Below are 12,516 nucleotides of genomic sequence, written 5' to 3'. Positions count from 1 at the left end.
GGCATCCTCAGCACCGTCCCGGACCCCGTGAACCCGGGCGACGTCACCTTCACCCTGAAGGCACCCACGGGCTTCGTGTTCACCGGCTGGCTCTCCTGGGCCTACCACGACGTCAACACCCTCCAGGCGAAGGGCAACCTGCAAACCACTCAGGGCACCCTCGGCGACGGGGGCCGCACGCTGACCTTCACCACAACCCGTCCCTGTCCACCAACCAGGAGTGCCTCGGCTACGCGGCCCAGGTCACCGCCGTCGACGGCGCGACACCGGGCCGCTACACCGACGGCCAGCTCAAGGTGGGCGCCGCCAACCCGATCAAGCTCAAGGGCCGCGTCCTCGGCCCTGACGAGGACTGACCCCACCACCCACGGACCGGCCCGTCGGCGGCTCGGGCACTCACCCGGAACCGCAGACGGGGGACGCAACAGAGAAAGGCTGAAGCATGTACGCAGCGGGAAACACATCGGTGGGCCGCAGCAGTGGCGCTGCCGTGCCGAAGTCGCGGACGCGACGGAGGGCATGGGGGCTGGGGATGCTTGTCACGGCAATGCTGCTGGGGACGTCGTTGCCGGCGAACGCCGCCGCAGCACAGGGACCACCTGCCGCAGCGGCGCAGGCCACGGCAGTGAGGGAGCCGGAGTGCATCTGGCCGGGGAACGCGTGGCTCAACCCGCAGTTCTACTGGCGCAACGTGATCGGTGCCCGGCTGGGTGAGGGAGTGATCCACGAATCGTCGTCGCCGAACCCGTTCGGCGGGTGGATCGCGCCGGGGTCGACCTTCGCATTCAGGTGGCGTCCGGAGACCACGCGCAACCCCATCGGGGCGCAGTACCACATCCACCGGGTCAATCTGGCATCGGTCATGGCGGTGGCCGATGTGGAGTGGGTGGCAGGGCCGGGCACTCTCACCGGGACGACACTGAGCGCCCAGGAGACGCCGCCGCAGAAGCTGGGTGACACCGTGGTGAAATTCCGGATCAGGCCAGGGACGGAGGGACGCACGGCCACCCTGTCATCGGCTGACCACAGCCTGACGACGAGGTGGCTGTTCGCCAACATCAACAACCTTTGGGAGAACTTCGGAAGTATCTCCTTCACGGTCGCCAGCCGCGCCAGTCTCGGCTGCGGATCGTCTTCGGTTCTCGGATAGCGGAACGACGAAGTGACGCGTCGGTCAGCTTGCCGCTGACCGACGCGCAGAGGGCCGCGGATCGAGCCACTACTGCCGGACCAGAGCCGAAGGAGCCAATCAGGGCAACGCCTGGCTCGCGGGGCGGCCCTTACCCCAAGGCCGGATAGTCAGGGCTTGCTGGGAAACAAGCCCTGACTATCCGGCCTTGGGTCAAGTCGCTGCGCTGCTGGGACTTCGCCCGTGCCTTCCCCGGCCCCGCCCGCCGGACCTCACCAGCTGGCGCGGAACCCTCTACGAACCCGGCCTCGTCCGCCTGCCAATCTTCCTCGAGTCCTTGCGTCACCGAGGTCTGGCGTCCACGCCCTCCAGCGCACCACGGGCCAGCCTTGCAGAGCCGGCTGCCCGTACCCCCGCGGATGGAATGCACCAGACGGCCCGGTAGCGGATCCGGCGCTGACATCCTCGTCCGGATCTGCGCCGCACGCGGCTGCTGGAACTCGGCTGCGGCCCCGGCCGCAACGCCACTCCTCGCCACCCGCTGCGGCGCAGCCAGCTGAACAGCCTGACCTTCGCAGTCAGCCACGCCCTGAACCACCATCGAGCCTTCGACGAGCGCTTCGACGCCATCAACTTCGTCTCGGAGCCATCGGTCTCGTCGCCCTCGAGCTCTTCCTCCCAGCCATCGCCGAGCAGTCAAAAACCCGGATGCGCCCTCGCCCCTTCCCCAGCCCGGAGGCAGGCGCTCGTCCACCGACCACCGGCCCAGCCGCGGTTACGTCACCCTCCCCGACCGCACGCGCCGCCCATCGCGCGCTGGGAGTTCATGCCGACCGCCGGGAGAACCCCCTCGGCCGAGCGGGTCTGTGGCTGGCCTCGGCGTAGGAATTCCACGACGCCCGGCATGGCCGTCGGCTCACCACTCTGCTGATCGCCGCGCGCAAGCTCTTTGACCTCAGTCCTGGCTGTCCTGGGAGAATCGATGCGCCCGCCCTACCTGCTCCCGGATGTCGACGGCGTCCTCATTCCCTTCCCGGACGGGGAAGGAGTCGGCCCGGTGACCCACACCCGCGTCGACGTCGCGCCCACTGGCCGGACCGCAGGGGCTTCGTGATGCACGCCGAGTTCCTCAGCCAAACGGCCGATCGCGGACTTCGGCTCGGCAGCGCGGTACATCCGGACCGCACGCTCACGCAACTAGCGGGTACTTCCTGGAGCAGGCATCGTCTGGGCTCCTCTCATGAGACCAATCTGACCTTCCGTCACTTTTACAGCGTCTCGGGGAAGCTCACGCCGGGCTGGTGGCCGAGTACCTGGTCGAAATTCTGGCGTGGGCCGTCACGTACGCCGATGCCGTGGGCGCTCCGTGTAAGCGGAAGGCGCATCGCGGAATCACCGCGCTGGAAGCGTCAACTTCACAGGCAGCCGATTCAGCCCGCGCAAGGGTGAGTGCAAGAGGTGCGCCAGGGGCATTCGGCCATGACGGGTTGGACGGGAGATAGCCCAGAGGCGGATGTGGCGGATGTGGTGCGCCGATCCGGCGTGGGTGACGGCGTGCCGAGGGGTGTCCGGGGTGAGTTTGGCAAACCTGCCGCATGGGGTTGGCTGATCTCAACCGCCTGTGACTTTACGTGCCCTTGTGATTGCGGTCCGCTACTGACTGTTTCGGCTCCGCCACGGCACGCATCAGTGCGGCCGGTCGGCGGTGCATTCCGCAGTGCCAACGCGAGGGAACCAACCATGGCCACACCTCCCACTGTTCCGCTCCGGGTTGCCCTGGTCAACGGCAGCTTCGAACAGCCCGCCGTCACCAACTACGAAGTCCTGCCGGACGCCTCGCAGAGCCAGGCGGCCAAGTGGGTTCCGGGCTGGCACACCACGGCCTCCGACCACATGATCGAGCTGTGGCGGTCGGGCTTCAACGGTGTGCCGGCAGCGGAGGGCGCCCAGTTCGCCGAGCTCAACGCCAATCAGGTGTCCACGCTCTACCAGGACCTGCAGACGACGCCCGGTACGAGGCTGTACTGGCGGCTGTACCACCGCGGCCGCGAGGGGGAGGACACCATGGCGCTGGACATCGGCGCACCGGGCTCCATGGCCGAGCAGAGGCGGTTCACCGACGGCAAGACCGCCTGGGGTTACTACACCGGCACCTACACCGTCCCGGCAGGCCAGACACTGACGCGCTTCGCCTTCCGTTCCATCTCCGCCGCCGGCGGCAACCGCTTCATCGGCAACCTCCTGGACGGCATCTTCTTCGGCACCGCTCCCCACGTGCTGCTCGCCAAGACCGCCATTCCCGCGGGGCCGCTGGAGGTGGGCGATGTCGTCACCTACCGCGTCACCGCCAGGAACGCGGGTGGTGGCGGGGCTGACAACCTCGTCCTGACGGACGTCATCCCGGTGGGTACGACGTATCTGCCCGGTTCCCTGCGGATCGTTGACGGCCCGAACTCCGGAGCGAAGAGTGATGCGCGAGGTGATGACCAGGCGTACTACGACGCCGCGGCGGACAAGGTCGTGTTCCATCTCGGCAACGGCGCATCCGGCGCGGCAGGGGGCACCCTGCCCAGCACCGAGACCCAGCCCGCGGGGACCACGGTGGAGTACCGGGTCACCATCGACCGGGCCAGCGGCGGCAGGCAGATCAGCAACACCGCCACCGCCTCCTACGAGAACCGGCTCGGTGACAGGCCGGAGCCATTGACGTCCACCTCCGACGAGCAGGTCACGCAGGTCAAACCGGCCGCTGACCTGACCGTGGCGAAGGCTGCCGACGCGACCACCGTCACCGTCGGCCAGACGGTGACCTACCGCGTCACCGTTCACAACACCGGCCCGAACGGTGCCACGGGCGTCACCGTCACCGACCGGCTCCCGGACAACCTCACCTTCCTGTCCGCCGACGGCACACCCGGCCGCTTCGACCCGGCCACCGGGCAGTGGACGGTGGGCGACCTCGCCGACGGCGCCACCGCCACGCTCGTGCTGCGGGCCAAGGCCACCGAGGCCGGCCTGGTCAGCAACACCGCCACCGCCACCGCCAAGGAGAAGGATCCCGACACCACCAACAACACCGACACCGTCTCCGTCTGCATCGAACCGGCCCCCTCCTGCTGCGACCCCTGCTCCACCAAGAAGTAACTCCCCAGGCATGTGCCGGGCGGGGCTGCTGTCGACAAACCGCCCGGCACGCCAGACCTTGATGCGCTCATACCCGGTGCGGTCCTCAGTGCGCACCGACAACTGGGCGAGGGCGTCCCGTACGGGCAGGGCGACGCGGTCGCTGGGCGCGGCGGCTGCCGGGGCGGCGTGCGCGGTCGTAGGGAGGAGGAGGGCAATGAGCATGGTGGCCGCGGCGGTGCGGCGGGCGAAGCGCACGAGCGGGCGCTGTCACGTTGTTGGGCACGTGGGTATGTGACGTGGTGCCAGGGTGTGGCGGGCCAGGCCTTCAGTCTTGGTTCAAGCTGCGTTGGGCTGGCCGACGGTGCCGGTGATCTGGTCCCAGATCGCGAGAAGCGGGTGGTCATCTCGGTGCGGTGGTCGGGGGCGTTCATCAGGTGCCGTCGGGGGCGGGAGTGGGGCGAGATGCCGCTGAAGGCGGACAGGAACCGCTGGGCTGCGCCGACGCTGCGGAAGCCCTTCGTCGCGCGTTCGTGTTGTCTGGTGGGCTGGTGGCTGTTCTCGGCCGGGTTGTTCAGGTACTTCGACTGCCGGTGCTCGACGGAGGGCATGACCTCGCGGTGGGCCGCGCCGTAGGAGCGCAGCTTGTCGGTGACGATCACCCTCGGCGCCGTGCGGGTCTTTGTGGAGAAGGCGGCGGAAGAAGCGCCTGGCCGTAGCCTTGTCCCGCCGGTTCTGCACGAGGATGCCGAGGACGTTCCCGTCCTGGCCGACGGCCCGCCACAGGTACTGCAACCGCCGGTTGATCTTGATGAAGGCCCCGTCCAGGTGCCACTTGTCTCCGGCCTGGGGCTGCCTGCGGCGCAGCGCGTTGGCGTAGGTCTGCCCGAACTTGGCGCACCAGCGGCGGATCGTCTCGTAAGGAGACGACGATCCCGCGCTCGAGCATGAGTTCCTCGACCTCGCGGAAGCTGAGCGGGAAGCGGTGATACATACAGCCACACGCAGTGGGAGATGACCTCGACCGGGTACCGGTGGCCCTTGTACGACGGCGGCGTGCTCTCCACGTACGGCCCCTCCAGCGTGATCGACCCGAAGATCAGCCCACGCCAACAGTCAACGTGACAGCGCCCGTCCACCGGACCGATTCCCAGGTGATGGCGGACCGCTTCCGGATCGTGGACCTGCTCGGTGTACGCTCAGCCGGCCTGGTCGGCAGGTACGTCCGAAGTCACCGCGGCGTGCACGTTCACCAGGACGAGCGTCCGATGCCGGTCGAGCGCGCCCGGGTTCCCCACGTCCGTGTGCCTGGCCCACCGGCGATGCACATCAGCGGCGGCCCCTGCCCGAGGGTGCGAAAGGCGATTCTCGTCCCGTCATGTGCCACGACTTACGGCAACCCTCACCCGTTCGAGCAACTGTGAGACGGACCTGCCACGCCGGTCGGGTAGTCGGGCCGCGAGCGGTTCAGCCAGCGTTTCCGGATGAACCACTGTCTGCTTCTCCCGCGCCGGATCCTGCGGAAGCCACTCCCCGCAGGAGAGGAAGACAGGCCAGGAGAAGCAAGCCGGCCAGCACCCATGGGGTGTCGAGTCCGGCCTGCTGGGCCAGAGCGCCGCCCGCCGAGGCGCCGATCGGCATGGCCCCCCAGGCGGCGAGGCGGTAGCCGCTGGTGACCCGTCCCAGCATGTCCGGCGGGGCGAGGCGTTGCCGGAGGGACACGGTGCACACGTTCCACAGCACCACCGCAGCGCTGTTGAGGGCCAGCATGGCGGCGACCAGAGGCCACCAGGGCAGCACCGCCACGACCAGATAGCTGAGCGCCGAGACGGCGACCGGCGCCCACAGGCTCCGGCCGGGACCCAGCCACCGCGCGGTCCGGGCCGCCGTCCTCGCTCCGGCGAGGCTGCCGACGGCCGCCGTGACCAGCATCAGACTGTAGCCGTAGGGCGGCAGCCCGAGCCGCTGTTCCGCGTACACCACGAGAATCGAGTAGACCGCCTGCTGGCCCACCCCCAGGACCGCGACCACCATCATGAGGCGGCGCAGGACACGGTCCCGTCCCAGGAACCGTAGCCCGGCCCAGGTATCGCGCAGAAGGTGTCGGACGCGCCGCTCGCCGGCCCCTGGCCCGGTGTGCCCGGTCCGCTCGGGCAGGTTCATGAGCAGCAGCGCCGACGCGGCGAACGTCGCGCCGTCCAGGAGGAACGGCAGCGGGTGCCACACCGCCCAGAGCACCGCGCCCAGGGGCGGCCCCACGAAGCCGGTCCCGGTGATCTGCGCGGCGATCACCCGGGCGTTGGTCCGTTCCAATTCGTGGTCAGGGGCCAGTGCCGGCACGACGGCCTGCGCGGCACTGTCGAAGAAGACCTCGGCAACGCCCGAGGCGAACGTCACCAGCACCAGCACCGCCACCGGCACGGGCCCCCTCACCAGGAGAGCGACCAGCGGGAGCAGCATGACGCTGCGCGCCAGGTCCGCGCCGACCATCGACCGACGCCGGGGCATGCGGTCCACCAGGGTGCCGATGACCGGTGCGAGCAGCCAGGCAGCCCGGCCCGCGGCCGCGACCACGGAGACCCAGAACACGTCGCCGGTGCTCCACATCGCCAGCATCGGAAGCGCTGCGAACCGCGCGCCGTCTCCCACCGAACTGAGCGCGTTGGCGGTGACCAGCCGACGCAGGGCCGTCGTTCGGGATCGATCCGACAAGGAAGACGGAGCAGCGGCGGAACTCATCGTCAGCGAATTCTTTCGTCGGCGGGAAGCCGCGGCGCGCACACGACACCCGAAGGAGCTGCTGTGCCACGACACTTGAAGCAGACACACCACGATAGGTTTGGGTATCCGGACGACTTGCTACTCGAGTGCGTCGCACCTGACGCATGGCCAGCCGGTCCCGGCAGCCGGAGAATTCCTGTCGGCATCGCTCTTGAACCAACGGTTCGGCACGCACTCGACCAAGCGCTGCGCAGAATTCGCGACAAACCAGTTCTGTAAAAGGGAACTGGCCGCACTCGCGAACGAACTCCGGAGCGACGCGACACTCGCGGCGAAGGAGGAACGCGCGGGAATCCGGCAGGTGATCGAGCTGACCGGTCATCGGGTGCACCTCCTGATGGATCCCGCCCTGCCGGCCACCGGCCACCAGGAGTTCGACGCGCTCTTCCGTCGCCATCTCAGCGCGGGACAGGGCGCCGACACCCTCACAGGCTTCAATGCCGAGCAGGTCAGCACCGTCCAGGCAGCTGTGGAGCTGATGCTCGAAACCGCCGGTCGGCGGCGGCGCGCACGGTCTGGTCCTCGATGAGGACGCGCAGGGTGACCAGCGGGCGGGTGATTGCGCTGCGGGTCATGTGGCTCTCGCCGCGCAGGGCCTCGATCCGGTCGGTGCCGACGCCCTTGAGGATGGCGTCGCCGCGCATCCACATGGCCCGCCGGTGGTCGCTGGCGGCGCAGGCCAGTGCGGTGACGGCCTCCAGACGGTCGCGGCGGATTGCCTCGCCGTGGCTGACGCGCACCTGCCGTTCGACGGCGCGCACCTGGAAACCGACAGGGGCGTCGACCTCATCACGCGCACCGGCGACGGCGGCATCATGGGCGTCTACGAGATCGCGAGCCACCAGAGGCGGCCCGGCTCTCCCCCGGCGCTGCTTATCGGCCCAGCAGCAGGGCGCCCGGCTCGTGAACGGTGCCGGCGACCGCGGCGACCAGGCCCTCCTGTGTGGACCGGGCCCGCACCTTGATCCAGCCACGCCGTCCGGGCTGGTACGCCTGGGGCCGGCCCTTCACGATCACGCCCTCCATGCCCGCCGCACCCCACGCCGGGTCCAGCCAGTCTTCGGCGACAGCCCGGTCCGTCGTGGCCGGACACAGGCTGAACGGCGCGACGAGAACCCCGTCAGCGAAAAAGCCCTCCAGGAGGGATCGGCGCTCACGGTAGGGCCGGTCAAGGAGTGCCACGCCGGAGGCCTCCAGAACGTCGAACACGATCAGGTGCGCCGGCCGCTGCACCGCTGCCGCGGCGGCGCCCCGGCCACGGCGCCGCCCTCGCCCCTGCAACGCACCGAAGTGCAGCCTTCCGTCGTGGACGACGACCAGCTCACCGTCCAGGTCGGGCCGGTCCAGGGCCGGCGCGGCGGCCACCAGGGTCGGGAAAGGCCGGCGTGAGGTCGGCACCGTTACGCGACTGAAGGAACACATGGCCGGGCCGGGCGAAGAGCAGGGCCCGGTAGCCGTCCGGTTTCTGCTCCATCACCAGCCCGCCCGGCAGTGCCCCCTCCGGCGGCAGCACAACCCAGCCCTCGGCGAGCATCGGCTCGATCAGCGGTAGCAGGTCTACAGCCCACGTGTACGCCCTACCCGACCACAACGCACCCCGCACCGATCCCCCGCACGCGCCCGAGAGGATCCGGACGAGGCCGGCCGTACCACAGAACGGGTCGACAAGCCGTTCGTCGACGTAGCCCTTGCCGCTCTTGATGAGGCCCTCGGCCAGGACGGCACGGGCGCGGTGTCGGTGAAATGCCCGAACAGCACCGCCCCGTTGACTCCCGGGGGCGGCGGCCGTTCTTGCAGGACCCGCCTCCGCGCGACCAGTGCGTGGACACGAAGGGCACTACGGTGGCGTCGTCCCCGCTCCTTTCGCGACACGAGACGCTGCTTCATGACCGACGGCCTTCAGTGGCTCGAAGGCCCAGTTCCGCTACCAGGCGGCTACTGCGCCATCTTCGCGCGCGGTATCGATTCCGAGAATTTCGTACACCGGCTCGTCCCAGCCCGGCACTGTCCAGTGAGCACTGTGGTCACGGCTGTTGCTTTGTGCGGCCGGCTGAGGCTTGTTGGGCGTCCGCGCCGGAGCTGACGTGTCGTTGGGTCTCCTGGGGACCGTGCCAGTCCAGGCACATCACGGTGGCATCATCTTCGAGCCGGCCGCCGGCAGCGTCACGGACTGCGGACGTCAGCATCAACGCGGTCTCCCGCGGGTGCAGGCCCCGGGTGCGCTCCAGCAGGGCGCGCAGGTCGACCCTCTCCCCGTGCCGTTCGACCATGCCGTCGGTGAACATGAGCAGACGGTCACCATGGCGCAGATCGAGGTCCTGAACGCGGTAGGGGAGGGTCGCGAATTCGGACAGCCCGAAGGGATGGTCCACCTCGCAGGTAATCACCTCCACAGCGCCCTCACGCATCCGCAGCGGCCAGGGGTGTCCCGCGTTGACGAGCTGGGCCCGCCCGGTGCGGAGATTGATGCGCAGCAGCTGCCCCGTGGCGTGCCCTTGGCCGTGCTCGACCAGGGCCTGGTCGGCGCGGTGGGCCTGTTCGGCCAGGCCGGCTCCGGCTCGGCGGGCGCCGCGCAGGGCGCCCACCAGGACGGTGGCGGCCAGGGCGGCGTCGATGTCGTGGCCCATGGGATCGGTCACCGACACATGCAGCGCGTCCCGGTCCAGGGTGTAGTCGAAGGTGTCGCCGCTGAGGTCTTCGGACGGCTCCAGGCTCCCGCACAGGGTGAACTGCGCGGCCTCGCACGACAATGACAGGGGGAGCAACTGATACTGGATCTCTGCCGCCAGGGTGGGCGGCCTGGATCGTTTCCCCCAGGTGTAGAAGTCGGTGAAACGCCCGTTGGCGATCACGATGTAGGCCAGGACATGGGCGGCTTCCCCGACCTCATCCAGGACGTCCTCGCCAGGTGCGGCAGGCAGGAGCAGCTCCAGCAGCCCGATCGCATCCCCCCGGTTGGTGACCGGCACGATCAGCCGCTGCCCCTGACCGGTCGCCTCCTGATACAGCCGCTGTGTACGGATCACCTCCTCGTAGACGCTGTCGAACAAGGGGATCCGCTCCACCTCCCGCCCGTCCTCCGCCGGGGCGGTCGACAGCCGCGCCACCGCCTTCCCCGTCAGGTCCACGATGAGGAAAGAGACCTTCGTAGCCTCGAAACGCCGCCGCAGGTCCTCCGCGATCACATCCACCGCATCCACCGGCGCGGCCGTCTCCGCTGCCGTCAGCAACCGGGGAAGTCCACTCTGCCCACCACTCATGACCGCAGTTCCTTCCACCCGCCCCGCCTACCAGCAAGAGAATCACCACGGCGAGCGTCAAACCATGAAAAGCAACAATAAGTGCAGATCATGGCGTTATGTGTTCACGGAAGTGAGTTTGTTTCCCGGCGTCCCCTCGCTCACGCGGCCGTCGCGAATGCTCCAGTCGCGAACTCGACGAAGGGGTGGCTGCCCCCCTGTTGGGCAGCAAGGCCGAGACGATCACAGGTGCCCCCGTCCATATCAAGGGGTCCATGGCTCATGAAACATGGCACAGTCTGGAGAAGGACGGCTACCGTGCCCAGCTCGCCGTGTACGCGGGCGGGCGGGCGCTGCTGCGCTCACGGCGCGGCACGGACATGACGGCCTCGTTCCCCGAGATCCGGGCGGGGGCCCTGGCGCAGCTGCCGGAGGACACCGGGCTGGACGGCGTTATGTGACCTGTACGGGTGTCTCAGACCCAAGGTGTCTCAGTGGGTCAGCGCACCAGGCAGGGGGGCTCTCGCAGTACCTGTATCACCAGGGTCTCCCAGACGTCCCGAACGCCTGTCAACCTGGTTGAGCCGAAAGCGCCGACAACGCTCCATGGACACGCACTGCAGCTTTACTCCCATCAGTTCGATCAGCTGCCCCGAATCCGCGACCGTGTCGGCGAATTTTTCCACGACAGAAGGGACGGAGACCAATGGCGGACAACCAATGCACCACTCACACAGAACTTTTCGATCTGCGTGGGAAGTACACCCTTGTCACTGGCGGCACCAGGGGAATTGGGATGATGATAGCCCGCGGCCTTCTCCAGGCGGGCGCCCGCGTCGTCATCAGCTCACGCAAGGCAGACAGGTGCGCGGAGGCACAGCGTCTGCTGTCCGAATTCGGCGACGTCCGAGCAATCCCCGCCGACCTGTCCAGGCACGACGAGTGTCAGCGCCTCGCTGATCTTGTCAAGGCTGACTCGGAACGCCTGGACGTCCTCGTCAACAACGCGGGAGCCATGTGGCGCGAGCCGCTGGAGACGTTCCCGGACGAGGCCTGGGACACAGTGATCGACCTCAACCTCAAGTCGCCGTTCTGGTTAGTGCAGGCGCTGCTCCCCGCACTTCGCAAGGCGGGCACCGCCGATGATCCCGCGCGGATCATCAACATCGGCAGTATCGCCGCCATCCACGTCGCCCAGGCGCCCAACTACTCGTACGCCAGCAGCAAAGCGGCACTCCATCAACTCACCAGAGTGCTTGCCAGAGAGCTGGGCCCACAGCACGTCACGGTGAACGCGGTAGCACCGGGAGTGTTCCCGTCGCAGATGATGGCGTCCACGCTCGATGCCATCGGCGACACGATCGCTGCGGCGGCCCCTCTGCGCCGGCTCGGCCGCGACGACGACATGGCGGGTATCGCCGTGTTTCTCGCCAGCCGGGCCGGGTCCTACCTCACGGGCACCATCATCCCGGTAGACGGCGGCACCGCGACGACCGCATCGGGTACCCCTTAGATCGCGGGACGGGCTTACGGTGAGGGGATGGCCACGATGGATCTACGCACCGAGATACGGGAGTTTCTCAGCTCGCGTCGCGCCCGCATCACACCCGAGCAGGCGGGCCTGCCCGCTTACGGCGGCAACCGTCGGGTCAAAGGTCTGCGCCGCGAGGAGGTAGCGCTACTGGCGGGGGTATCGGTCGACTACTACGTGCGCATGGAGCGCGGCAGCCTCGCCGGTGCTTCCGATGGCGTGCTCGAGGCGTTGGCCTCTGCCTTGCAACTCGACGAGGCCGAGCGTGACCACCTGTTCCACCTCGCGCGGCAATCCGGGGCGCCCAGCGGCCCACGCCGGCGCAGGCCTGCCGTGACGGTGCGCTCGACGTTGCAGCAGGTGCTCGACGCGATGTCCGATGCGCCGGCCTGGATCGGTAACGCCCGTTATGACGTGCTCGCCATGAATCAACTCGGTCGTGCGCTGTATTCACCGGTGCTGGCCGACCCGCGACGGCCCGCGAACACAGCGCGGTTCGTCTATCTGAACCCCGAGGTGGCCAGAGATTTCTTTGTCGACTACGACCGGATTGCCGGTGACGTGGCCGCGAAGCTACGCATGGAAGCCGGCCGCAATCCGCACGACGAGAAGTTGATCGCCCTAGGTTCTGTCCGGCGGATCACGGCCGGAGCCATAAGCGGACCGCTGCGACAGTGACGGTGCCGTGGAAGACGTAGGCCCTCTTGTCGTAG

Annotated in this window: 8 protein-coding genes and 2 pseudogenes; 5 read left to right on the top strand and 5 right to left on the bottom strand. The window is 68.6% G+C overall.

From position 1 onward, the window contains the following. Nucleotides 1–532: 532 nt before the first annotated feature. The gene (locus tag ABZ117_RS33230) at nucleotides 533–1,150 is read left to right on the top strand and encodes a hypothetical protein (RefSeq protein ID WP_356826355.1); all 618 of its coding nucleotides are present in this window, start codon (nucleotides 533–535) and stop codon (nucleotides 1,148–1,150) included. Between the two features lie 1,719 nt (nucleotides 1,151–2,869). Beyond that, entirely contained in the window at nucleotides 2,870–4,273 is a 1,404-nt protein-coding gene (locus ABZ117_RS33225; RefSeq protein WP_356826353.1) for a CARDB domain-containing protein, read from the top strand. A 443-nt stretch (nucleotides 4,274–4,716) separates the two neighbouring features. On the opposite strand, the pseudogene ABZ117_RS33220 reads toward ABZ117_RS33225, so the two are convergent. From ABZ117_RS33220 to ABZ117_RS33200, 5 genes and pseudogenes are all read right to left on the bottom strand, one after another. Next, nucleotides 4,717–5,283: pseudogene (locus ABZ117_RS33220) on the bottom strand (IS6 family transposase); the annotation flags it as partial. A gap of 436 nt (nucleotides 5,284–5,719) precedes the next feature. Next, the gene (locus ABZ117_RS33215) at nucleotides 5,720–6,991 is read right to left on the bottom strand and encodes an MFS transporter (RefSeq protein WP_356826351.1); all 1,272 of its coding nucleotides are present in this window, start codon (nucleotides 6,989–6,991) and stop codon (nucleotides 5,720–5,722) included. 491 nt (nucleotides 6,992–7,482) lie between these two features. Beyond that, nucleotides 7,483–7,875: a hypothetical protein gene (locus ABZ117_RS33210; RefSeq protein WP_356826349.1), complete on the bottom strand. Its 393-nt coding sequence runs from the start codon at nucleotides 7,873–7,875 to the stop codon at nucleotides 7,483–7,485. 31 nt (nucleotides 7,876–7,906) lie between these two features. Then, nucleotides 7,907–8,398: a hypothetical protein gene (locus tag ABZ117_RS33205; protein WP_356826347.1), complete on the bottom strand. Its 492-nt coding sequence runs from the start codon at nucleotides 8,396–8,398 to the stop codon at nucleotides 7,907–7,909. 659 nt (nucleotides 8,399–9,057) lie between these two features. Beyond that, nucleotides 9,058–10,293 (bottom strand): PP2C family protein-serine/threonine phosphatase, encoded by a 1,236-nt coding sequence (locus tag ABZ117_RS33200; RefSeq protein ID WP_356826345.1) that lies wholly within the window; start codon nucleotides 10,291–10,293, stop codon nucleotides 9,058–9,060. Between the two features lie 254 nt (nucleotides 10,294–10,547). Between ABZ117_RS33200 and ABZ117_RS33195 the strand changes: the two genes are divergently transcribed. The 3 genes and pseudogenes from ABZ117_RS33195 to ABZ117_RS33185 all read left to right on the top strand — a co-directional run. Beyond that, nucleotides 10,548–10,733, top strand: coding sequence for a hypothetical protein (locus tag ABZ117_RS33195; protein WP_356826343.1), 186 nt, complete (start codon nucleotides 10,548–10,550; stop codon nucleotides 10,731–10,733). Nucleotides 10,734–10,978: 245 nt separating this feature from the next. Further along, nucleotides 10,979–11,785, top strand: coding sequence for an SDR family oxidoreductase (locus tag ABZ117_RS33190; protein WP_356826341.1), 807 nt, complete (start codon nucleotides 10,979–10,981; stop codon nucleotides 11,783–11,785). A 36-nt stretch (nucleotides 11,786–11,821) separates the two neighbouring features. Then, nucleotides 11,822–12,427: pseudogene (locus tag ABZ117_RS33185) on the top strand (helix-turn-helix transcriptional regulator); the annotation flags it as partial. Between the last annotated feature and the right edge of the window lie 89 nt (nucleotides 12,428–12,516).

Source organism: Streptomyces sp. NPDC006309 (assembly GCF_040613095.1).
Classification (GTDB): domain Bacteria; phylum Actinomycetota; class Actinomycetes; order Streptomycetales; family Streptomycetaceae; genus Streptomyces.
This window is presented reverse-complemented; position numbering and strand designations above follow the sequence as displayed.